This window comes from Trichococcus sp., assembly GCF_055118575.1.
The window spans coordinates 1-24,052 of record NZ_JBSQPW010000045.1; the positions used below are offsets into that span (position 1 = coordinate 1).

Below are 24,052 nucleotides of genomic sequence, written 5' to 3' on the forward strand. Positions count from 1 at the left end.
TTAGATAAATCTGTCCTATTGCGCTCTTCGATGCTCAGTCGGACAGATTTCCTAAATTTCTTTCAGGGCTGAACGAACCCGTTCAGCATTTCTTATATACCGTGATGAGCACATTTCTTGGGTGAAATGTGCTATACTTGAAACACCATATATGAAAAGAGTGATAGTTTTGACGATATTAGCAGCGCTTGATCAAAAATTTCAAGAAAAAGGCATGCCACTGAAAAGCCATCCTATCCAGAATGGTCAGTTTTTGTATCAAGGGAAATTCAATCTTGATAAGGAACACGCTTTGCCGTTCGGTGTAGTCATCGCTAAAGATGAGGCTGAAAGTGATTTTCAGATCAGTTACAGGAAACTGGCTTACCTGAATAATTATGCTGATAAAACAAATCTATTGGAATTTATCAATGAATTGAACCAAACCAAGACGTTTTACTATACACTTTGCCTGGCAGGCGATGGGGAGATTTTCCTTCGACTTTTGGGCCGTTCTACAACTGATGTCAAACCACTATATGATATGCTTGTGATCGGATCGAATATCGCAAAGGTCATGACAGCAGAATTAAAAAGCAAATTTCCGTCGCTCGGAAGCGAATAAGCCATCGTGCTGATTCCAGGCGGAGACCGCAGGAGGAAATATGAAACAAAAATTAATCGCTTTGGATTTGGATGGAACCACACTCAACAATCAGTCGTTGTTGAGCGATCGGACCAAAAATGTACTGGCAAAGTTGCAAAAAGAGAATCATCTGGTAATGATCGCAACCGGCCGTCCATACAGAAACAGCAAAGAATTTTATGAGACACTCAGGCTGACTACGCCGTTGGTGAACTTCAACGGTGCGTTATGCCACAAACCGACCGACAGCAACTGGAGCAATTACTACCATAAGACACTCAATAAAGATTTTGCGATGGATCTGATCGAACAACGTGAAGAGTTGGGAATCGATTTTATCTGTGTGGAAGGTAAGGAGACACTTTTCGCATCAACCGCAACGTTGCCATCAAACGAATATTTCCCGAAAAATTTGCTGGCGACACAAATCACTTCGAAAGAGACACTGTCGGAAAACCCTACGTCCATGAATGTGTTTTCGGATGAAAGGAATTTGCAAGCCATCCGTGACCGGATTTTGGCGCGTTACGGGAATTCCATCGAAATCCGGACGTGGGGCGGCACGATGCCCTGCCTTGAGATCGTATCCGCAGGCGTCCAAAAAGCGCTTGGCGTGGAAGTGGTCGCGAATAACTACGGAATCAAGCGGGAAGATATCCTTGCTTTCGGTGACGAGGATAACGATATGGAAATGATCCGCTTTGCCGGACACGGTGTCGTCATGCAGAACGGCATCGCGGCCTTAAAGAATATTGCAGACGATGTGACGACACATTCGAATCATGAGGATGGCCTGGCGATCTATCTGGAAAAATATTTTTGCCTATAGTAGCCGATCTGAGCTAAAAAGAGGGATAAACGTGATTTCAATTGAAAGAAAAATCATAAACAACATACCGATTCTGGAAATCGTCGAAGAAGATAAGAAAAATGAGCGCACACCACTCGCTTTATTTTATCATGGCATCACGAACCAAAAGGAGCGCGGTCTGGAGCCAGGCTATGCATTAGCCAACAACGGCATGCGGGTTGTCATACCGGATGCGTATCGGCATGGAGAACGCAAACATGAAGCCTACGCAGGCGAGCCGGCAGCAGAGTTCTGGAAGGTGGTCCTGCAGAACATAAAGGAACTTCCAGATCTTGTGGAAGCCTATATCGAAGCGGGATTAGCAATAAGAGAACATGTTTCGGTCACTGGCCTTTCGATGGGAGGCATCACGACCTGCATCGCCTTGACGCAATATCCCTGGATCCATTCGGCAGCCTGCCTGATGGGCAGTCCGGATCCGATTGGGTTGTCCCATTGGGCATTAAAGTCCCGGTGGGTGGAGGGCTTGCCGCCGATTGATGATGAAAAAGTGGAAGCCTTGATGGCGCCTTTCGAAAGCCTGAGCCTCAAAGACCATCCGGAGTCGCTGATGGACACGCCGTTCTACATCTGGCACGGGACCGCCGACGAAAGCGTTCCATATGAACAGATGGCTCGCTTCGTCAGCTCCATCAGCGGGGAAGCCTATGCGGACAATATCTGTTTCCGGTCTACGGAAGGTGCAGGACATCGGGTACCTTACACTATTTTTGAGGAAATGGCAGCCTTTCTGGGGAAGGTACATTAGCATTGAATTTCTATGCACAAACTGTTATCATCTAATTAATCCAGAAAGATAGAGGTGCTTGCAATGACTGAAGAGACAAATCCCCAATATTCGCAAGAAGAATTGGAAAGCATAAAAGAACGCGTCTTAGCGGCGCTTGAGCAAGTGATAGATCCGGAATTGGGAATAGATATCGTCAACTTAGGTTTGATTTATGAAGTGGAATTGGAACAGGATGGATTCTGCCTGATCAAAATGACGCTCACTACGATGGGCTGCCCATTGGCGGATGTCATCACTGATGAAATTCATCGTGCTTTGAAAGATGTGCCTGAAGTGACCGAAACGCAAGTGAAATTGGTGTGGTATCCTGCCTGGACGACGGACAGAATGTCCCGCTATGCACGCATCGCGTTGGGAATCCGATGACGAGAAGAGCAGTAAAGGAAATCGCCTTTGCTGCTCTTTTTTTTCGGGTTATCATTTGACCAATTTTGACCATAGTCGTATACTTGTCTTATAAGGTATGACAACAGTGGATTTTTGAGGAGGTTCTAGTATGGAAATGGAAAAAATGACGACGGTCCTACAGCAGGCAATCGCAGAAGCGCAACGTATCGCTATGGTGCGCAAGCACCAGACCATCGATGTCGCCCATCTGTGGAAAATATTTCTGCAGCCGGATAGTTTTGCGCGTAATTTTTATAGCGATTCAGGGGTTGCGATCGATGCGTTTGAATCGGCCGTTGACGAGGAACTGGATAAAGCAGTGGTCATTGAAGGCTCTTCCGTCCAGTATGGTCAAACGTTCAGTCAGAATCTATACAACCTTTTTGTGGAAGCGGATCGCATGAGGTCAGAGTTAAAGGATGATTTCATTTCAACGGATACGGCGCTTTTGAGCTTGATGAAACTGAAGAACCATCCTTTGACGAAGTTCCTGGAAAAACAAGGTCTGACGGAAAAAACGCTTGCCGAAAGGATCAAGGAAATGAGAGGGGGAGAACGCGTGACTTCGCAAAATCAAGAAGATCAGTACGAAGCTTTGGAAAAGTATGGCATAGATCTCGTGCAAGCGGTAAGGAGCGGAAAACAAGATCCGGTCATCGGCCGGGACGAAGAAATCAGGGATGTTATCCGCATTTTGTCGCGCAAAACCAAAAATAATCCGATCCTGATAGGAGAACCGGGTGTCGGCAAGACCGCTATCGTGGAAGGGTTAGCCCAGCGGATCGTGAAAAAAGACGTGCCAGATAACCTGAAGGACAAAACGATCTTTTCTTTGGACATGGGCTCGTTGATTGCGGGAGCCAAGTACCGCGGAGAATTTGAGGAACGACTGAAAGCCGTTTTGAAGGAAGTAAAGAAGAGCGACGGCCGCATCATCCTTTTCATTGATGAGATTCATACAATCGTTGGGGCAGGGAAGACTGAAGGAAGCATGGACGCCGGTAATCTGCTGAAACCTATGTTGGCGAGAGGCGAATTGCACTGCATCGGAGCGACCACTTTGGATGAATATCGCCAAAATCTGGAGAAGGATAAAGCGCTGGAACGGAGATTCCAGAAGGTGTTGGTGAAAGAACCGACAGTCGCCGACACGATCAGCATCTTGAGGGGATTGAAGGAACGCTATGAAATCCATCATAGTGTCAATATTCATGACAATGCGCTCGTTGCGGCAGCCACCTTGTCAGATCGCTACATCACCGACAGGTACTTGCCGGATAAGGCAATCGACCTTGTCGATGAGGCATGCGCGAACATAAAAGTGGAAATGAATTCGATGCCCACCGAATTGGATCAGGTGAGCCGCAAACTGATGCAACTCGAAATTGAGGAGGCAGCCCTGAAGAAGGAATCCGACGAATTGAGCAAGAAAAGATTGACAGCTCTGCAAGTCGAGTTGGCTGATCTGCGTGAAGAATCAAACGAGTTGCGCATGAAATGGGGCAACGAAAAGGAAGAAGTCGAAAAGCTGCGGGCAAAACGCGAGGATTTGGAGGAAGCGCGCAGACAATTGGAGGATGCGGAGGCTAATTACGACCTGGAACGGGCGGCGGTTTTGCGTCATGGCAGCATCCCGCAGATGGAAAAGGATTTGGCTGCTCTCGAGCAGGAGAATGCTGCCCGGAGAGACAAAGCAGGCAATCTTGTCCAGGAATCGGTCACTGAAAACGAAATCGCAACAGTGGTGGGGAGAATGACCGGTATTCCGGTTACGAAGTTGGTTGAGGGTGAGAGGGACAAACTCCTGAAGTTGGAGGAAACGTTGCATAAGCGGGTCATCGGCCAAGAAGAAGCGGTGGAGAGCGTCACGCATGCCGTTCTGCGTTCGCGCGCTGGCCTGCAATCGCCCAATCGGCCTATCGGGTCCTTCCTGTTTCTAGGTCCTACTGGGGTCGGGAAAACGGAATTGGCTAAAGCGTTAGCGGAAAATTTGTTTGACTCCGATGAGCATATGGTCCGGCTCGATATGAGCGAATACATGGAAAAATTTTCGGTTTCCCGCCTCATCGGGGCACCACCGGGATATGTGGGCTACGAAGAAGGCGGCCAATTGACGGAAGCGGTCCGCCGAAGTCCATATACGATCATTCTCTTGGATGAAATCGAGAAGGCGCACCCGGATGTCTTCAATATTTTGTTGCAAGTGTTGGATGATGGACGCTTGACCGATTCGAAGGGACGCGTGATCGATTTCAAGAATACCGTCCTGATCATGACAAGCAACATCGGATCACAACTCCTGCTGGAAGGCGTCCAACCCGATGGCACCATCCCGGAGAATGTGTCTGATGCGGTCATGAAGGTATTGAAAGGGTCGTTTAAGCCTGAATTTTTGAACAGAATCGATGACACTATCCTCTTTACGCCATTAAGCAAAGAAGATATCAAAAAAATCATCGTAAAAATGGTCAACGAGCTATCCAGCCGACTGGTGGACAAACAGATCCAACTTTCCGTTTCTGATGAGGTCGCAGCCTGGATAGCGGATAATGCTTACGATCCGATTTACGGAGCGCGGCCGCTCAGAAGATTCATTTCAGCTGAAATCGAGAATCCCTTGGCGCGCGCAATCATAAAGGGTGATATCCATGAAAATCAGGCGGTGACGGTGGCTTTGGTGGGGGATCATGTCGGTTTTCGGACTGTCGATCTTGAAGAATTTCAACAATAATTTGACAAGTCAGTATACAGAGGGAAGTCCTGAAAGGGATTTCCTTTTGTTATTTCTGTATGTGCGGTAAAATGATAGTATAAATTTTCTTATTCTTTATGCGTATGACCGTTTGTTGTTTTTATCGGGACAAAGCAGAAGGAGGCGTTCATTTTGCTGTTTTTGGTCATAGGATTTCTGTGTCTGGTTTTTATGCTGTTCACTTCGAGGTATTATGTCTTCGGAGGTGCGGCCATCTTGAGTTTTTTGCTGTATTTCTTGTATTTCGGGAGCGGGAACTGGTTGACTTTGCTGCTGTTCCTGTTCGGGATTATGTTGTTGGTGGTTGAATTGTTCATACCCGATTTTGGGCTGGTGGGGATCGCGGGCTTCCTGATGGTGGCTGCCGGCTTATTTTTGAACAATGAACGTATTTTGGAAAGCGTGCTGGATGTCAGCTTGGCGATCATCATTTCAGGGATAGCGACCTCGGTGCTGTTGAAAAAAGGCTATAAATTCTTGCCGGACCGCAGCAAATTGATTTTGGATACTTCCCTGAATCGCGAGCGCGGCTATTCGTCCAGCCAAGACTATTCCGCATTTTTGGGAATGATCGGCACTGCCACGACAACGCTAAGGCCAGCCGGGAAAGTCACTATCGACGGTGTGGTGCTTGATGTAGTCAGTGACGGGAAAATCATATCAGAAGGGAAACAGATCCGGGTTATCCAGGTTGAAGGGGTCAAAATTACAGTTAAGGAGTTGGATGGAGAATGACAGAAGGATTGATAGGACTCATCTTTATTGCATTGTTTGTCGTGCTGGTTTTATCTTTGTTTTTCCGCTTTGTTCCGGTTGGTCTGTGGATCACAGCCTACTTTTCGGGAGTGAAAGTCAAAATTTCTAATCTTGTTGGTATGCGGTTGCGACGGGTTGTCCCTTCCATGATTGTGCAGCCGATGATAAAAGCCACCAAAGCGGGGCTGATAATTGATATAAATGAATTGGAGGCGCATCATCTTGCAGGCGGAGATGTGAATATGGTTATCGATGCGCTGATTGCAGCGCAACGCGCCAACATCGATCTGGGTTTTGAAAAAGCCGCAGCCATCGATTTGGCCGGTCGTAACGTGTTGGAAGCCGTCAAGATGAGCGTTAACCCAAAAGTCATCGAAACACCGATCATCGCGGGTGTCGCCATGAACGGGATTGAAGTAAAGGCCAAAGCAAAAGTAACGGTACGTGCTAATATTGAACGTTTGGTCGGCGGCGCAGGCGAAGAAACGATCATCGCTCGTGTCGGAGAGGGGATCGTCACAACTGTCGGCTCTGCTGTTATGCACACTTCCGTTCTGGAAAATCCGGACTCCATCTCCCAAACAATCCTGAAAAAGGGGCTGGATTCGGGTACTGCCTTTGAGATACTGTCCATCGATATCGCTGATGTTGATGTCGGCCGTAACGTAGGTGCAAAGCTGCAAGCGGAACAAGCAGAGGCTGATAAGCGGGTTGCACAAGCGAAAGCGGAGGAACGGCGGGCTTTTGCGGTGGCTGAAGAACAAGAAATGATTGCTGAGGTGCAAAGGATGCGGGCGAAAGTGGTTGAGTCCGAAGCGCAGGTTCCATTGGCGATGGCAGAAGCACTGCGCAATGGCAATATTGGGGTGATGGATTATTACAAAATGAAAAATATCATAGCGGATACCGAAATGAGGAGCAGCATCTCGGAGTTTCCGGAAGATAGAAGCGATCCGGAATGATTAGCCTAGACTTGCTTTTTCCGCTCCTATTTCTTGTAATCTTTCTTTCGGTACTCATTTCGATAGTCAAAAGAATAAATCGACTATCGGAAAATGTCAGGCTTCGGGCGGGTACATCCCAAGCAACAGCCCTGCAACAGATGGTTCGTCAGTCGTTGGGTGGCACCGGAAGTGAAAATGCGAATCGACTGATCAAAAAACTGTCAGCAATGAAACCTGAACAAGTCTATGGCTTTTTCCAGGAGCGTGTGCCCGAAAAATACCTGAGGGAAATCAGCCGGATCTTGACCGACAGGAATTGGCGGAGCGAAATCCTGCGATTCGTCAGTCGCGAAAATCTATGGCCATTGCTGTTGCGAGCGAACCCACCGATAACAGGCACCGGCCAAAATGGCATGGAACTGACGGATGAAACAGACGACGGCCAGTTGGTTCCGGACTTTGAAATGGAGACTGGGGTTGGGTTAGCTGATGACTTCACCGTCTTTTCTGATGATAAAAAAGAATTGAAGACTGCCAAACGAATGGAAAAGTCCACCATCCGGAACAAGAAAAAAATTACCGGTAATCAAAAAGCATTGATGAGAGCTGTCATTGCCAAAGAAATACTGGATAGACCGGACTTTGACAACAAATAGGAAATTGAAGGAGACAGATGGATGCCCAGAGAAATTGGCTTGAATACTTTAGCGTATATGCACAGAAATGCGGACAATAAAGTGGAACAAAAAGAATTGTTGAAGGAAATCAAAGAAATGGGCTTCCCGATCGTGGAAGTCAGAAGAGAGTACATCTTATCGGGAAAAACGGAAATGAAGGAAATAGCGGCTCTTGCTTCCAGTTCAGGCTTGAAGGTGTACTATTCCGTCCCGGCTGAACTGTTTGAGGCAGGTGCGTTGAATGATCAACTGAGCAGCTATTTTGAGGAAGCCTCCCTCTTGAGCGCGGTCCAGTTGAAATTGACGTTAGGGGAATTTCGAGGATTCACAGCCCAGTTGGCGGAAGAATTACGGGCGTTGTTGAAGGCTTATGCCATTCATTTGACGATCGAAAATGACCAAACCTCCGAGAAGGGCAGCCCGGCCGTCCTGATGGCATTTATTGCTGAAGCCCGAAAAGCCTCTTTGGACATCGGACTGACTTTTGACACGGGTAATTTCGTCTATATCGATACCGATCCTTTCGATGCGGCTAAGGAAATGCGCGAAGCCGTGACCTATATCCATATCAAGAACGTTGCCGAAACGGACGAAGGGATTGTTTTATCCGGTCTGGAATCCGGGTTAGTGGATATGCGCCAGCTTTTGTCGTTGTTCCCGGACTCTGTCCCCGCCAGCATCGAATACCCATGCGGCATCGGCGACGAAGTAACAAAAATCATCAGCGCTGATTACAAAAAGATCCGATCTTGGTGACCGGACTATTCCTTTTAACCTTACAAACAAGAAAAGCTGAACGGGTTCGTTCAGCCCTGAAAGAAATTTAGGAAATCTGTCCGACTGAGCATCGAAGAGCGCAATAGGACAGATTTATCTAATTTCCAGCGAACACAAGAAAATAGTGTGCGACTGTGGTATACTGATTGCCGGATATCTATAAGAAAGAAGTGAATACATTGACTGAACCAGCGATTCGTTATCGCCTTATCAAAAAAGAAAAACACACAGGTGCACGCTTGGGAGAAATCATCACCCCCCACGGCACTTTTCAGACACCCATGTTCATGCCGGTAGGCACTTTGGCCACTGTGAAGACGATGTCTCCCGAAGAATTGAAGGCAATGGGCTCCCAGATCATCCTGAGCAACACCTATCACCTTTGGCTCAGACCGGGTTCCGATTTAGTTGAAGAGGCAGGAGGCCTGCATAAATTCATGAATTGGGATAGGGGAATCTTGACCGATTCAGGCGGCTTCCAGGTCTTCTCCTTAAGCGAGAACAGACAAATCACCGAAGCTGGTGTGCATTTCCGGAATCATCTGAACGGTTCTAAAATGTTTCTGTCACCAGAAAAAGCGATCCATATCGAAAATCAATTGGGTGCCGACATCATCATGAGTTTTGATGAATGCCCTCCTTACAGCGAAAGCTATGAGTATATCAAAGCATCTGTGGAGAGAACGACCAGATGGGCAGAGCGTGGCCTTGAAGCCCACAAGAAGCCCAATCAACAAGGCTTGTTCGGGATCATCCAAGGTGCCGGCTACAAGGATCTAAGGCTGCAGAGCGCTAAAGAACTGATTTCCCTGGATTTTCCAGGTTATTCGATAGGCGGACTGTCGGTCGGCGAAACGAAGCAAGAGATGAACGGAGTGCTTGATTATCTGGCGCCGGTCATGCCCGAGAACAAACCAAGGTATCTGATGGGAGTAGGTGCGCCGGATTCCTTGATCGACGGCGTTATCCGCGGAATCGACATGTTTGACTGCGTATTGCCTACCCGTATAGCACGCAACGGCACTTGTATGACAAGCAGCGGCCGTTTAGTCATCAAGAATGCGAAATATGAACGGGATTTCCGTCCATTGGATGAAAAATGCGAATGCTACACCTGTAAAAACTATACACGTGCGTACATTCGTCACTTGTTCAAAGCCGATGAAACATTTGGCTTGCGCTTGACAACGTATCATAATCTTCACTTCTTGATAAATTTGATGAACAATGTGCGCCAAGCCATCATGGATGACAATCTGTTGGAATTCAGAGAGGCATTCGTGGAAGAATACGGCTTCAACGTTGAAAATCCTAAGAAGTTTTAGGTTTTGGGTGGTAGTCTAACTTAAAGTTTGGTAAAGTGGATGATAGATAAAAATAATCCACAGATGGAGGAAAATGTATGGATACAGTAATCATGATTGCCTTTTATGGGGTGTTGTTCGGTGTAATGTATTTCATCCTGATCAGACCACAAAAGAAACAAGCGCAAAAAACCCAAGATATGCTGAGTCAAATCAAACCAGGAGATCAAGTGGTCACCATCGGCGGCTTGCACGGAATTGTCGAAGAGATTAATTCTGCCGATAACACAGTCGTATTGGATTGTGAAGGCATCTTTCTGACTTTCGAAAAACGCGCTATTTCACGTATTTCAAAGGTTGCCACAATCACAACTGACGATGCGATTGTCGAAGATTTCACAGCGACTGAAACAGAGCAAACACATGAAGACAAGAGCGAAGAGTAAAACGATCTGATTCACCGGGAAGGAGGGACGGCGATTGCCGAATATATCTGAGAAACAATATAATCAATTACAGCCTTGGTTCAAATTGAAAGCAACTGAATTCAATCAAATGGGCTACGAAAATATCCAAGTTGACGATATCTATCGTTATTTCAAGGAATTTTCCTGGAAGCATACCGTCCCTCCGCATTATTACCAACAGATCCGTGATATCATGAAGACGACGGTAAACCACTACTTCGACTTCGTAGCTTTGGAAGCGCAGGTCTATAAAGTTTCTTCATTGGATGAAATCAATTTTGATGAATTCCTGTAAAACATTTTACGCAAAAAGTGCAATACTTCAGGGTATTGTGCTTTTTTTCTGTCAGCATCAAGGTGGGACGATCATAGCCCTTTAAATTAGGATAAATAATTTTGTCGCCTAAATTTTCGGATTTGTAAAGTAATTAAAGGAAAACCGATTATTAGTAAGCGGATTTATTCGGTTTGGTAAGCTATATCATGCATAAATTCATTGGAGTGGGACTCTAAATGACCATGTTTATTTTCAGGGCAAAAATTATTTCAAAAAAATTTTATTTGATGCGCATCCCGAACAATGATAATAATTTCACAAGATAAAGGTTGAGAAACTGAATGTTTCTGTAAACTATTTGTGAAAATCGATAGAGGCAAAAAAACCCAGTGAAGACGCTTACATAGACCGTTTCAGAAATACGTGAAAAGAATCACATTTATCCGCTTTACAAACGAAATTGCATGAAATATAATAAGCATGTGAAAAGGATAACATATATTTTAGGAGGATCTCACATGAGTAAAGAAAAAGTAGTTTTAGAGGAGCAAAAACCCATGATGACTGCAAAAGAAGAAATCAGCAACTACACTGCGAAAGCCCAAAAAGCTTTGACTCTGTTTGAAGATTATACCCAAGAACAAGTCGACCACATCGTCCACGAAATGGCATTAGCTGCAATGGAGCAACATATGCCACTTGCAAAAATGGCTGTTGAAGAAACAGGCCGTGGCGTTTATGAAGATAAATGTATCAAAAATATGTATGCCGCTGAAAACATTTGGCATTCAATCAGAAAAAATAAAACAGTCGGAATCATCGAAGATAATAAAGTTGATCAAATCATGAAAGTTGCCGCTCCTGTAGGCGTGGTTGCCGGTATCATCCCAACAACCAATCCAACTTCGACAACGATCTTCAAAGCGATGATCTGTATGAAAACAAGAAACCCAATCATCTTCTCGTTCCACCCAAGCGCAGAAAAATGTTCAGCTGCAACTGCACAAGTTGTTTATGATGCTGCCATCAAAGCAGGCGCACCGGCTGACTGTATCCAATGGGTAGAAGGCGTATCAATGGAAAAAACAGCTGAGTTGATCAACCATCCAGAAGTTGCTGTCGTATTGGCTACTGGTGGAGCTGCAATGGTTAAAGCAGCTTATTCTACAGGTAAACCAGCATTAGGCGTTGGACCTGGTAACGTTCCGGCTTACATCGAAAAATCAGCAAACATCAAACGTGCTGTAAATGACATCATCGTTTCAAAAACATTCGACAACGGTATGATCTGTGCTTCAGAACAAGCCGCAATCGTCGACAGCGAAATCTATGATGAGGTCAAAAAAGAATTCCAACTGCACAATGTATACTTCGCTAAACCTGAAGAAATCCAACAATTGGAAGACGTCGTGATGAATGATGCAAAAACTGGCGTGAGACCGAATGTGGTCGGCATGCACGCTCGTAAAATTGCTGAAATGGCTGGATTGAACGTACCTGCAAACACTAAATTGCTGATTGCGGAATTACCAGGCGTAGGAGCAGAATACCCAATGTCAAGAGAAAAATTATCTCCAGTATTGGCTATGATGAAATCAGACAGCACTGAGCACGGTATCCAATTATGCAAGCAAATGCTTGACTTGGGTGGCTTGGGTCACTCGGCTTCACTGCATACTCGCCGCAATGATTTGATTGAGCGATTCGGAAAAGAAATGAAAGCTTGCCGCGTTCTTATCAACTCTCCATCTTCTCAAGCTGGTATCGGTGACTTGTACAACAATAATATCGCTTCATTAACTTTGGGTTGCGGATCTTACGGTAGAAACTCAGTTTCTCATAACGTTTCTGCATTAGATTTATTGAACGTGAAAACTGTTGCTAAAAGGAGAAATAATATGCAGTGGATTAAATTGCCAGAGAAGGTTTACTTCGAAGAAAATTCAGTTAGATACTTACGTGACATGAAAGATGTCGAAAGAGTCTTCATCGTCTGCGACGACGGCATGGTCAAATTCGGTTATGTGGATGTAGTCATCGAACAATTGAAACAACGCAACAACAAAGTATCTTACGAAATCTTCTCGGATGTTGAACCTAACCCGACAACAAACACTGTAAACCGTGGTACTGAAAAAATGCGCGACTTCCAACCGGATACAATCATCGCAATCGGCGGGGGTTCTCCTATGGATGCTGCCAAAGCAATGTGGTTGTTCTATGAGCACCCAGAAAGCGACTTCTTCGGCGCTAAACAAAAATTCTTGGATATCCGCAAACGTACTTACAAGATCAAGGATATGGAAAAATCGAAACTTGTCTGCATCCCGACTACATCAGGTACTGGTTCGGAAGTAACGCCATTCGCGGTTATCACAGACAGCGAAACACACATCAAATACCCATTGGCTGATTACGCATTGACTCCGGATATCGCTATCGTGGATCCACAATTCGTATACAGTGTTCCTAAATCTGTAACTGCAGATACTGGTATGGACGTATTGACGCATGCCATTGAATCTTTTGTTTCCGTATTGGCAAACGACTACACTAAAGGCTTGAGCTTGCAAGCCATCAAACTGGTATTCGAAAACTTGAGAAATTCTTACAATTACGGCGACCAAGAATCACGCGAAAAAATGCACAATGCTTCCACTATGGCTGGTATGGCCTTTGCGAATGCGTTCCTGGGTATTTCCCACTCGATCGCACACAAAATCGGCGGTCAATGGGATTTGATCCACGGCCGTACGAACGCTATCCTGTTACCGCATATCGTCCGCTACAATGCGATCGATCCGCAAAAACATGCAATGTGGGCTAAATACGAGTACTTCCGTGCAGACGAAGACTACGCTGAAATCGCTCGTTACCTAGGCTTAAAAGGCAACACGACTGCAGAATTGGTAGAAGCTTTGGCTACTGAAATCACTAAATTGGGTCAAGACATCGGTATCAAGATGAACTTCAAAGATCAAGGCATCACTGAAGAAATGCTTGAACGCGATGCAGACCGCTTAGCTGAATTGGCATTCGAAGACCAATGTACAACAGCTAACCCTAAACAACCTTTAATCTCAGAATTGAAAGAAATCATCTACGCAGCCTACAAAGGTTAATAGTAGATAAGGAAAAGCCGGGACGCGTTCCCGGCTTTTTTGCTGCCCAAAAATTATTTCTGATGCACCAACGGACAGACTATTGCAGGTTTTAGTCTTGCATTCAAATCAGTTTGCAGTATAATATAAAATATAGTTTAGGTAAACCTAAAGAAGGAGGGAGCGCATGACGCCGCACAAAGAGGATTATCTGAAAGTAATCATGGAGTTGGGTGGGGACAAACAGCTTGTCAATAATAAGCAGATTGGGCAAGCCCTATCCGTATCAGCCGCTTCTGTAACCGAAATGTCCGTCAAGTTACTAAAGGATGGTCTGATCAGCCACATCCCATACCAAGGTGTGCAGATCACCGAACAGGGCCAATTGATCGCAAATAAGCTGATCCGGAAACACCGGCTTTGGGAAGTGTTTCTCTCGGAAAAATTGGATTTCAATTGGGATGAAGTGCATGAAGAGGCGGAACTGCTGGAACATGTTTCCTCGGACCGTTTGATCGATAGTCTGGATGCTTATTTAGGTTTTCCTAAATATGATCCGCATGGTGGTGTGATACCTGACAAAGACGGCCGGATCGAGCTTTACGAGAGCAAAGCTTTGATAGAGTTGGAAGTCGGCAGCCGCTTCGTCATCAGGGAGGTTGATGACGATCAGGAATTTCTGGCGTATTTGCTCAACAAGGATGTAAAGTTAAGTGTACCCTATCTATTGACCAATGTGGAACCATACGAAGGTCCATACACATTTGAGGCGCAAAATCACCAGTCCTACCAAATCAGCTTCAAAGCAGCAAGCAAAATTTATGTGTAATGAATCAGAATAGAACGAGGAGAACAGTATGCAAATTGGGATCTTAACATTTAAGGAACCCGAAAATGATACAAGCAGGAAAATCATTCATGTGGATATGGATGCTTTCTACGCTTCAATCGAGGAAAGGGACCATCCGGAACATCGCGGCAAGCCGATCGTCATCGCGAATCATCCGAGAGAGACCGGTCGCAAAGGCGTTGTGACAACGGCCAATTACATCGCCAGAAAATTCGGCATCCACTCAGCGATGAGTGCGCAGAAGGCATTTGAACTCTGCCCGGAAGCCATTTTCATCTCTCCGCGAATGAGCCATTACAAGACAGTGTCCCATCAGATCAGGGGGATATTCGCGCGCTACACCGATCTTATTGAACCTTTGTCGCTGGATGAAGCCTATCTGGATGTAACCAAGAATAAGCAGAATCTTTCCAGTGCAACACTGATCGCCAGAAGAATCCAGAGAGAAATCTGGCAGGAAACTGGTTTGACCTGTTCGGCAGGGGTTTCTTACAATAAATTTATCGCAAAAATCGCCTCGGACTTCCGGAAACCGGCAGGTATGACTGTAATCGTACCGATAGATGCAGCAGGCTTTTTACGGGGACTGCCTATCGAGAAGTTTTATGGCGTCGGCAAGAAGACCGTTGAAAAGATGAAGCTGTTGGGCATCCATTCCGGAGAGGATCTGTATCTTTTCGATCAAGGTGATTTGATTTCACAATTCGGCAAGCACGGATATGTCCTTTATCAACGGGTCAGAGGCATCGATAACAGAGCCGTAGAGCCTGAAAGGGAAAGGAAATCAATCGGCAAGGAACATACATTCACCCAGTTCCTGACCGAAGAGGAACAAGTCAGAGTGGAGCTGAAACAAATCGCTCTTGCTGTTCAAGAAGCACTGTACAACAATAAGCTGCACGGTCGGTCGATTGTGTTGAAGATCCGTTATGCCGATTTCGATACCATAACCAGAAGGAAAACCCGTATCGATCATTTTTCCCAAGCGGAGGATATTTTCCATCATGCTTGGGAACTTTGGTTGGATCATGGAACGATAGAACGGCATGTGCGTTTGTTGGGGATTACCATCACCCAACTGGATCCGATCCATTATGAAAACATTCAGTTGCCCTTATGGGATACGACACATTTGTAGCAGAAATCATTCATTCTTACATTATAAAGGGGAGATAAAAATCATGTTAGAGTCGTTCAGTCAACTAAATCCAGTTATGCAAGCATTCATAGCGGGATTGTTCACCTGGGGTTGTACCATCATAGGTGCCTCATTTGTATTTTTCTTCAAATCCGTCAACCGCAAAGTTCTTGACGTCATGAGCGGTTTCGCAGCCGGAGTCATGATAGCTGCATCGTTCTGGTCGTTGTTGGCTCCATCCATTTCACATGCCGAACAGAACGGCTATGGCGCCTGGTCATGGGTGCCAGCTTCGATCGGATTTTTGTTGGGCGGCGTGTTCCTGCGCATGACCGATAAAATAGTACCCCATCTGCACTTGGGCGAACCGATGGAAAACCGTGAAGGTCCGCAGACACAGGCTTCAAGGAACCTGTTGCTGTTCCTTGCCATCACGATCCATAACATTCCGGAAGGGCTAGCGGTCGGGGTCGGATTTGGTGCGGTCGCAGCAGGGATATCCCAGGACAATACGCTGTTGAGCGCAATCGGATTGGCGATCGGTATCGGTATCCAGAACATACCCGAAGGATCAGCTTTGTCCATGCCGATCCGAGCCGACGGAAACAGCAGGATGAGAGCTTTCAATTACGGCCAAATGTCTGCCATTGTTGAACCGATTGCGGCTGTGATCGGTGCAGCCGCAGTAATTTCCATGAGTGCGATTTTGCCGTATGCTCTCGCATTCGCAGCTGGAGCCATGATTTTTGTTGTCGTTGAGGAACTGATCCCTGAATCGCAAACGAACGGCAATAGCGATATCGCCACGATGGGATTGATGGTCGGCTTCACAGTCATGATGATCCTTGACGTCGCTTTAGGATGATGAATAATCCATTAAAGACCTTCTATCCGGAAGGTCTTTTTCATGCAGGTGAAACAAAAAAATCTGGCTTGCTTTTAGGTTGTACTAATAAACTGTTTCATGATACGATAAACACTGAATAATACAGTTTTTTGTCACGGAGAAAGGTGAAGAGCTGCTTGAGGATTTCTTTTCACAGACAATCCTGCGAATGGATTGAAACAGCTGAACGAAAGCATTTATAGAGAAAGTAAGGGAGTACACTATGGCAACGAAACACGAGCAAATCATTCAATACATCGAAACGATGCCGGTCGGGGAAAAACTTTCCGTCCGTACGATAGCAAAAAATTTGAACATGTCTGAAGGGACAGCTTACCGTGCCATCAAGGATGCCGAGAATATCGGACTGGTTTCAACCATTGAACGTGTAGGCACAATCCGGATCGAACGCAAGTCGAAAGAGAATATCGAAACACTGACTTTTGGCCAGATCTGCAAAATTATCGATGGGGATATTTTGGGCGGCAAGAAGGGCCTGGACAAGACCTTGAGCAAATTCATCATCGGCGCTATGCAACGTGAAGCCATGGAGCGGTATATTTCTCCGGGCTCGCTGATGATCGTGGGTAACCGAAACAATATTCAAGAATTCGCCTTGGCGAAGGGGGCCGCGGTCCTGATCACGGGGGGCTTCGATACAGATGAGAGCATCGTCCATTTGGCGGATCAAGTCGAAATGCCGATACTGCGCACAACGTATGATACCTTTACCGTTGCGACAATGATCAATCGCGCCATGACGGATCAACTGATCAAAAAGGAAATTATGCTGGTGGAGGACATTTACACTCCAATTGATGAGACAAAATTCCTCTCCTTGGATGATACCGTTTTCCAATATCGCAGTCTCAATACCGAAAGCACGCACTCCCGTTTCCCGATCGTCAATCATAATATGCGTTTAGTGGGAATCATAACGGCGAAGGACATCCTGGGAAAAGCGGATGGACTTTCATTGGAACGGGTAATGACACGGGATCCGATAGTCGCAAAAACGCATATGAGTGTAGCAAGCGTGGCGCACCGCATGATCTGGGATGGTTTGGAAGTGATGCCTGTTGTGAAAGATAATCTGCAACTGCTTGGTATCATTTCGCGTCAGGATGTCATGAAGGCTATGCAGCTTGCGCAGCGACAGCCGCAGGTCGGCAACACGATTGAGGATCAGGTCGTCGAAAACTTGTCTTTGATCAGCCCTGAAGATGGGAATACTTTGCCTTCCTATAGTTTCAGGATCACTCCACAGATGACGAACAGTCTGGGCACGGTGTCGTTCGGTGTACTGAGCGAAGTGTTGGCGAGCACGACCAAGAAAATTTTGTACACCCTACAGAAACGGAATGCAGTGATCGAACAGATGGATATCTATCATTTGAAGATGATACAGATAGACAGTGTCATCGAGATTCGCTCGAAAATGTTGGAGTTGGGCAGAAGATCATCCAAGTTGGATGTCGAGGTCTATTTAGAAAATTCACTGGTTGGCAAAGCGATTGTTATTTGCCAATTGATGGAAAAATCCTAGGAGGTAAGCGCGTGGGAAATCCGATTTATGCAGATATAGTCAATAAGATTCAAGAATATGGAACCATCATCATCCATAGGCACTTGCGTCCGGATCCGGATGCGTTGGGTTCTCAGAATGGACTAGCAAGCTTGATCAGGCAAGCCTATCCTGAGAAAAAAGTTTTTGTTGTCGGCGAAAACGAAGAAAGCCTTTCCTATCTCGGCAGCATGGACAGCGTTTCCGATGAAGCCTACGAAGGTGCATTGGTGATCGTCACGGATACCGCGAATCAACCGAGAGTCAGCGACAAGCGCTTTGTCAAGGGGGCTTATTTGATCAAAATCGATCACCATCCGAATGAAGACCCGTACGGAGATATTTGCCTCGTAGAGACGCAAGCTAGCAGCAGCAGCGAAATCATTGCGAAAATATCCTTTTCAACCGGAGATAAGCTGCCGATGAACGATGCAGCGGCGCGTCTTTTGTATGCGGGCATCGTCGGTGATACCGGCAGATTCCTCTATCCAGCGGCTACGGCAGTGACAATGGAAATTGCCGCGAAACTGATGCAGTTTGATTTTTCCGCATCGGATATCAGCCAGATGATGAACACAAATTCTTTAAAAACGGCCAATTTATCTGGATTCGTCCTGCAGAGTTTGACGATAAATGATGTCGGTGTTGCTAGCATCATTCTTTCCCAGGAAATTCTCGGGAAATTTGGTGCTGTCGACAGCGATACGGCACCGGTTGTTCCATTGCCGGGTACCGTAGAGGGCGTTTTGTGCTGGGGTATTTTTGTGGAGCAAACGAATGGTACCTATCGCTGCAGATTGCGTTCAAAAGGTCCGATCATCAATGAAGTCGCCAAAAGACATGGAGGGGGCGGTCATCCGCTTGCGAGCGGAGCGAACGCAAAGGATGAATCGGAAATAAATGACATCATTTTGGAGCTGGAAGAGTTGGCGATTGAGTGGCAGAATACCCATTAATGAAGCAGATTTGAACTGGAAAAGGCCGGACAAAAGCGTCGTTTCGCTTTTGTCCGGCCTTCAGTTTTATTCATTTTCCTGTTTTTGCTTGTAGCTTTGGCTCCAATTGAATTCTGTCCAGCTGAATCCGTCCTTCTCGAGCAAAGCATCACTTTCTTTTGGTCCCATCGAATGGCTCTCGTACGCGAAAAGGGTATCCGTACAATCTTCTTGTGCATCCCAAACTCTGCGGATTTGATCAACGAAATGCCAAGATTGAGCGACTTCATCCCAATGGGAGAAGTTTGTCGGATCGCCGTTCAGGCAATCCAATAACAGTCGTTCATAGGCTTCGGGGCTATTTGCCTGCGTTTCCTCATCGTAGATGTGGTGCATGCGAATATTTTTCATCTCAGTTCCTTGGCCGACCCGTTTAGCGTTCAGGCGTAGAGAGAAGCCTTCCAATGGTGAAACATGGATAGTCAGCACATTCGGTTCAGCAATCTCTTCGACGCCTTCCGTTGGGAAGATGTTCATCGATACATGTTTGAATTGGATATGAATATAGGTTTCTTTTGAAGCCATTTGTTTACCGGTCCGAATGTAGAAGGGAACGCCTTTCCAGCGGAAGTTGTCCACTAATATCTTGCCGGCCACAAAGGTTTCTGTTGATGAAGCAGGATCGACATTTGGTTCCTCACGATAGGCCCGCAAAGATTTTGCCGTGTTTCCGGCGTATTGTGCCCGGATAAAATTACGGTTGACTTCTTCAGGGGTATTGAACAAACGCAAGGAACGAAGGGCCTTGATCTTCTCTGAACGGACATCTTCGCCTTGCAATGACAGCGGCGGTTCCATAACCAATAAGGCAACAATCTGGAGGATATGATTTTGGACCATATCGCGCAAAGCGCCATTATTGTCGTAGTATGCACCGCGTTCCTCCACACCGACTGTTTCGGAGAGGGTGATCTGAACATTATCGATGTATTTATTGTTCCATAGCGATTCGAAAATCATATTCGAGAATCGGACGGCAGAGATGTTCTGCACCATTTCTTTGCCTAAATAATGATCGATACGGAAGATTTGGTTTTCATCGAACGATTTGCGCAATTTTGTGTTCAGCGCATCTGCGGATTCAAAATCGCGCCCGAAAGGTTTTTCGATGATCAAACGGTTGAATCCGTTTTCTGTGATCAATTTTTGCTCTTTCAGTTTTTCGGCGATGATGCCGAAAAATTCAGGAGACATCGCCAGATAGAAAATACGGTTTCCTGACAGCGAATACTTGGCATCCAGGGATTCAGACAGGTCCTTCAATTTGACGTAGTGTTCCGAGTCGTTGACGTTGTGGGCGATATAATAGAAATGCTCCGCAAAAGAAACGGCATCTTGCTTATCCTCGGTCAAATCTTTGATGGAATCGAGGACAACTTTGCGGAAATGTTCATCGGTCCAGTCTCGTCTCGCTGTTCCGATAACGGCGAAATTATCTTTGATGAATCCTTTTTTGTATAAGCGAAATAATGATGGATACAGTTTACGGTGAGCCAAATCACCAGTTGCTCCAAAAATAGTGAACAGAGCAGTATTTTGGGTAATCATTACATGCCCCCCTTTTATTATGATTAGATTTTATTCATTATATCATTATACTATTATCATTTACTGTTGGCAATGAAAGAAAGAGTCCGTTTTCACATCAACAGTGTCTTTGAGGGTAAACTTTCGCTACGTATATAAATATATTGAAAATAAATTTGTGGTTTCGATTTTCATATTCTTATTTGAAATTAAGGTTTAAACCTTGCACTTGTGTTATAATGGTAAGGCATAAAATACGCAGAAGAAAAACAAGAGGTGTAAACGTGGAATTTAAAGACTTTCAATTGAAGCCATTTTTGCTGGAAGCAGTCAGCAAATTGAATTTCAAAGAACCGACCGATATCCAAAAACAAATTATCCCAATCATTCGAACCGGTAAGAGCGTGATTGGTCAATCTCAGACAGGAACAGGAAAAAGCCATAGCTTCTTGCTGCCCCTTATCGATGCCATCGATCCATCAAAAAATGAAGTCCAAGTTGTCATCACTTCACCTAGCCGTGAGCTGGCTGAACAACTGTATCAAACGGCCAGTCAACTGATCTCAAACGCGCCCGAGGAAATCCGTATCGTCAGCTACGTAGGCGGCACAGACAAAAAACGCCAAATGGCGAAACTGACCAATAACCAACCGCACATCGTCATCGGGACTCCCGGCAGGATCCTTGACCTGATCAATGAGCAGGCGCTGAAGATCCATACGGCAACCAAGATGGTCATTGACGAGGCGGACATGACGCTGGACCTGGGCTTCCTGCACGATGTCGATCAGATTGCCGGCCGCTTGCCGGAGAAACTGCAGATGCTGGTTTTCTCCGCTACGATTCCGGAAAAACTGAAGGGTTTCTTGAAGAAATATGTTGAAAATCCTGTTGTTGTCCAGTTGAAACCGGAACATATCATTGCACCGGCGATCGACAATCTGTTGCTCTCCACTAAAGGACAAGCAAAAATTGACGTGCTGTACCAAGTGTTGACGATGGGTGAGCCGTATCTGGCATTGATTTTTGCCAATACAAAACAAAATGCCGAAGAAATTGCTGATGGACTGAGACAACGTGGCATTCAGCCAGCAGTACTGCATGGCGATGTGCCTGCCCGTGAGCGCAAACGCATCATGAGGAGAGTCCATAATCTGGAGTACCAATTCATGGTGGCTACCGATTTGGCAGCACGCGGCATCGACATCGAAGGTGTTTCGCACGTCATCAACTATGAATTGCCGAAAGACATGGAATTTTTCGTGCACCGTACGGGCAGAACAGGGCGCAGCAACCTAAAAGGAACTGCGATCACTTTATACGCACCAGGTGAAGAAAAAGCCATTGACGAACTGGAAAAATATGGTGTTGTTTTCAAACCGGTCACTATCGAAAAAGAGCAACTTGTCGAAACTTACGAAAGAAAACGCCGTGAGATGAGAAACGCTCCGAGTCAATTGGAACCCGATCACCGCATCCGCGGAATGGTCAACAAGGCTAAGAAACAAGTGAAGCCTGGATACAAACGCAAGTTGAAAGAAAATATCGCCAGCCAGCAGAAGCGTAAAAGAAGAGCCAACAAAACCCGCAACCACGGGTAAAAATAAGGAATAAAGAGGCCGCAACGCCTGATCGGAAGATCAGGTGCTGCAGCCTCTTTTTCGGTTAATCTTTGAGGGATTTATATAAATAGTAAACACCTATTAGCGCAGTCGCTTCATCTTGTACCATCGGGTAGATGTCGAACCCGTTCAACAGGCTGAAGAAAAGTACCGGAACGACTGAAGCTATCAACGCCATTTTCAGCATTTCGCCGAACGGGATCTTTTTCCGCATGAATCCTGCCAATACATTGGCGAACAGCGCGATTATCAACAGTGTAAGCAGCAGACTGAATGAAGAAATGAACAGGCTGAAAAGAAGCATGATCACACCGGAAAAAAGCTGATCACGGGAAAAATTGCGCAGCAACTTTTGGAACGACTGATCTGTGATGTCCGTTGCCTGCTCATATGGCAACCTGAATGGGACATCCTGAGCGTAGAGAGTGAAGGCGTCCTTCGAAAAGACAAGACTCAAAATCAAATCAGGCGATGACATTTCTTTTTCGATTTCTCTCCGCGTGTAAACTTCCTGACTGTCGAAAGCCAACAAGACTGTATCGGTTTTGTAAATGAAACCTTTTGCAGTTGTGTTCTCCAATTGTAATGTGCTGTCCGAAATAGTGAATGAGGGTATTTTGTCCGCTATCAAACCCGCATCCGCCGAAAATTTTTGCAGTGTGGCGTATCCATCCAGGAACAGAGGGATGCTGACGGTAAGCGAGAGCAAAAAGAAGACCAAAAAGGCAAAACTTTTTTTTAAAGTTCTGGCACCCAGTAATTGTTTTGGATCCATAAAACTATCTTTGACTAAACTGATGATTGAGATTGTGATCACCGCTTTCTGCTTCATACTTATCCAGTCTATCGAAAATGGATGCATTTAGCAATCAAAAATTGCTACGGCTTCGAGGCATTATTTTTGATAAAGTAAGCAATTGATGATACAGTGAAATCAGTCAGAAATCACTAAACTAATTTTAGGAGGAATTGAACATGGCTTTTACATTACCGGCACTACCTTATGCGTACGACGCTTTGACACCATATATCGATGAGGAAACGATGCATTTGCATCATGAGAAACACCACAACGCTTACATCACAAACGCGAATGCAGCGTTGGAGAAACATCCTGAATTAGCAGACAAAACTATTGAGGAATTATTGGCTGATTTGAACAGCATTCCGGAGGACATCCGCACAGCAGTAAGAAACAATGGCGGCGGACATGCAAACCATAGCTTATTCTGGACAGTTTTGGCACCTAACGCGGGTGGAGAGCCTACAGGAGCTGTTAAGGATGGAATCGAAGAAGCATTCGGCAGCTTTGATGCCATGAAAGAAAAATTCTCTGCAGCTGCTGCAGGCCGTTTCGGATCTGGCTGGGCTTGGCTCGTAGTTTCCGACGGTAAATTGGAAATCACTTCCACTCCAAACCAAGATTCGCCGATCAGCGAAGGCAAAACGCCGATTTTGGGCCTTGATGTATGGGAACATGCTTATTACTTGAACTACAAAAACGTGCGTCCAGAGTACATCAAAGCATTCTGGAACCTTGTGAACTGGGATGAAGTCAACCGTCGTTTAGCGGCTGCAAAATAAGCAACAAAGTTATTGTAATCCACTTAAAGGATTCAGGGCACCCGCTCTGAATCCTTTTTTTATATACTAGGAAAGTATAAAATTTTTCGGATTGAAAAGTGCTTCACCGTAGGTGTTTCACACGTTTGCAAAATGTTTCATGCACCTAAAATGATGGC

The 24,052-nt window shown here is 45.6% G+C and carries 22 protein-coding genes; 20 read left to right on the plus strand and 2 right to left on the minus strand.

Annotated features, from left to right (window positions below; all coding sequences use genetic code 11):
• Window positions 1-169: 169 nt before the first annotated feature.
• The 18 genes from ACTCCX_RS11280 to ACTCCX_RS11365 all read left to right on the plus strand — a co-directional run bounded on the left by ACTCCX_RS11280 (window position 170) and on the right by ACTCCX_RS11365 (window position 19,122).
• A complete protein-coding gene (locus ACTCCX_RS11280; RefSeq protein WP_463276084.1) occupies window positions 170-604 on the plus strand; it encodes a hypothetical protein in 435 nt (144 codons plus the stop codon).
• Between the two features lie 40 nt (window positions 605-644).
• The gene (locus tag ACTCCX_RS11285; protein ID WP_463276085.1) at window positions 645-1,454 is read left to right on the plus strand and encodes a Cof-type HAD-IIB family hydrolase; all 810 of its coding nucleotides are present in this window, start codon (window positions 645-647) and stop codon (window positions 1,452-1,454) included.
• A gap of 31 nt (window positions 1,455-1,485) precedes the next feature.
• The gene (locus ACTCCX_RS11290; RefSeq protein ID WP_463276086.1) at window positions 1,486-2,244 is read left to right on the plus strand and encodes a prolyl oligopeptidase family serine peptidase; all 759 of its coding nucleotides are present in this window, start codon (window positions 1,486-1,488) and stop codon (window positions 2,242-2,244) included.
• A gap of 63 nt (window positions 2,245-2,307) precedes the next feature.
• Window positions 2,308-2,652 (plus strand): metal-sulfur cluster assembly factor, encoded by a 345-nt coding sequence (locus ACTCCX_RS11295; protein ID WP_463276087.1) that lies wholly within the window; start codon window positions 2,308-2,310, stop codon window positions 2,650-2,652.
• A gap of 130 nt (window positions 2,653-2,782) precedes the next feature.
• Window positions 2,783-5,404 (plus strand): ATP-dependent chaperone ClpB, encoded by a 2,622-nt coding sequence (gene clpB / locus ACTCCX_RS11300; RefSeq protein ID WP_463276088.1) that lies wholly within the window; start codon window positions 2,783-2,785, stop codon window positions 5,402-5,404.
• A 162-nt stretch (window positions 5,405-5,566) separates the two neighbouring features.
• Complete coding sequence (locus ACTCCX_RS11305; protein ID WP_463276104.1) at window positions 5,567-6,160, plus strand: NfeD family protein; 594 nt, start codon at window positions 5,567-5,569, stop codon at window positions 6,158-6,160.
• The gene (gene floA / locus ACTCCX_RS11310) at window positions 6,157-7,143 is read left to right on the plus strand and encodes a flotillin-like protein FloA (protein ID WP_463276089.1); all 987 of its coding nucleotides are present in this window, start codon (window positions 6,157-6,159) and stop codon (window positions 7,141-7,143) included. Before ACTCCX_RS11305 ends, floA begins: the two co-directional genes overlap by 4 nt.
• Window positions 7,140-7,781 (plus strand): hypothetical protein, encoded by a 642-nt coding sequence (locus ACTCCX_RS11315; RefSeq protein ID WP_463276090.1) that lies wholly within the window; start codon window positions 7,140-7,142, stop codon window positions 7,779-7,781. The genes floA and ACTCCX_RS11315 overlap by 4 nt, the downstream gene beginning before the upstream one ends.
• Before the next feature lie 21 nt (window positions 7,782-7,802).
• A complete protein-coding gene (locus ACTCCX_RS11320) occupies window positions 7,803-8,558 on the plus strand; it encodes a sugar phosphate isomerase/epimerase family protein (protein WP_463276091.1) in 756 nt (251 codons plus the stop codon).
• Between the two features lie 200 nt (window positions 8,559-8,758).
• On the plus strand, window positions 8,759-9,904 hold the full coding sequence (gene tgt / locus ACTCCX_RS11325) for a tRNA guanosine(34) transglycosylase Tgt (protein ID WP_463276092.1): 1,146 nt from the start codon (window positions 8,759-8,761) through the stop codon (window positions 9,902-9,904).
• Window positions 9,905-9,981: 77 nt separating this feature from the next.
• A complete protein-coding gene (gene yajC / locus ACTCCX_RS11330) occupies window positions 9,982-10,329 on the plus strand; it encodes a preprotein translocase subunit YajC (protein WP_463276093.1) in 348 nt (115 codons plus the stop codon).
• A 34-nt stretch (window positions 10,330-10,363) separates the two neighbouring features.
• Entirely contained in the window at window positions 10,364-10,645 is a 282-nt protein-coding gene (locus ACTCCX_RS11335; RefSeq protein ID WP_463276094.1) for a post-transcriptional regulator, read from the plus strand.
• Window positions 10,646-11,145: 500 nt separating this feature from the next.
• Window positions 11,146-13,749 carry a bifunctional acetaldehyde-CoA/alcohol dehydrogenase gene (gene adhE / locus ACTCCX_RS11340; protein WP_463276095.1) on the plus strand — a complete coding sequence of 868 codons (2,604 nt, stop codon included), beginning with the start codon at window positions 11,146-11,148 and terminating at the stop codon, window positions 13,747-13,749.
• A 166-nt stretch (window positions 13,750-13,915) separates the two neighbouring features.
• Window positions 13,916-14,557 carry a metal-dependent transcriptional regulator gene (locus tag ACTCCX_RS11345; RefSeq protein ID WP_463276096.1) on the plus strand — a complete coding sequence of 214 codons (642 nt, stop codon included), beginning with the start codon at window positions 13,916-13,918 and terminating at the stop codon, window positions 14,555-14,557.
• Between the two features lie 28 nt (window positions 14,558-14,585).
• Window positions 14,586-15,716 carry a DNA polymerase IV gene (gene dinB, locus ACTCCX_RS11350; RefSeq protein WP_463276097.1) on the plus strand — a complete coding sequence of 377 codons (1,131 nt, stop codon included), beginning with the start codon at window positions 14,586-14,588 and terminating at the stop codon, window positions 15,714-15,716.
• Between the two features lie 43 nt (window positions 15,717-15,759).
• Window positions 15,760-16,581: a ZIP family metal transporter gene (locus tag ACTCCX_RS11355; protein ID WP_463276098.1), complete on the plus strand. Its 822-nt coding sequence runs from the start codon at window positions 15,760-15,762 to the stop codon at window positions 16,579-16,581.
• Between the two features lie 244 nt (window positions 16,582-16,825).
• Window positions 16,826-18,148, plus strand: coding sequence for a DRTGG domain-containing protein (locus ACTCCX_RS11360; protein WP_463276099.1), 1,323 nt, complete (start codon window positions 16,826-16,828; stop codon window positions 18,146-18,148).
• An 11-nt stretch (window positions 18,149-18,159) separates the two neighbouring features.
• Window positions 18,160-19,122: a DHH family phosphoesterase gene (locus ACTCCX_RS11365; RefSeq protein WP_463276100.1), complete on the plus strand. Its 963-nt coding sequence runs from the start codon at window positions 18,160-18,162 to the stop codon at window positions 19,120-19,122.
• 66 nt (window positions 19,123-19,188) lie between these two features.
• Here the strand turns inward: ACTCCX_RS11365 and zwf are convergent, their stop codons facing one another.
• The gene (gene zwf / locus ACTCCX_RS11370) at window positions 19,189-20,709 is read right to left on the minus strand and encodes a glucose-6-phosphate dehydrogenase (RefSeq protein ID WP_463276101.1); all 1,521 of its coding nucleotides are present in this window, start codon (window positions 20,707-20,709) and stop codon (window positions 19,189-19,191) included.
• Between the two features lie 263 nt (window positions 20,710-20,972).
• Between zwf and ACTCCX_RS11375 the strand changes: the two genes are divergently transcribed.
• Window positions 20,973-22,289 (plus strand): DEAD/DEAH box helicase, encoded by a 1,317-nt coding sequence (locus ACTCCX_RS11375; protein WP_463276102.1) that lies wholly within the window; start codon window positions 20,973-20,975, stop codon window positions 22,287-22,289.
• A gap of 64 nt (window positions 22,290-22,353) precedes the next feature.
• Here ACTCCX_RS11375 and ACTCCX_RS11380 read toward each other — a convergent pair whose 3' ends face one another.
• Window positions 22,354-23,142, minus strand: coding sequence for a DUF1189 family protein (locus tag ACTCCX_RS11380; protein ID WP_463276103.1), 789 nt, complete (start codon window positions 23,140-23,142; stop codon window positions 22,354-22,356).
• Window positions 23,143-23,285: 143 nt separating this feature from the next.
• Here ACTCCX_RS11380 and ACTCCX_RS11385 point away from each other — a divergent pair, with 143 nt between their 5' ends.
• The gene (locus ACTCCX_RS11385; protein ID WP_068560515.1) at window positions 23,286-23,894 is read left to right on the plus strand and encodes a superoxide dismutase; all 609 of its coding nucleotides are present in this window, start codon (window positions 23,286-23,288) and stop codon (window positions 23,892-23,894) included.
• The last annotated feature ends 158 nt before the right edge of the window (window positions 23,895-24,052 follow it).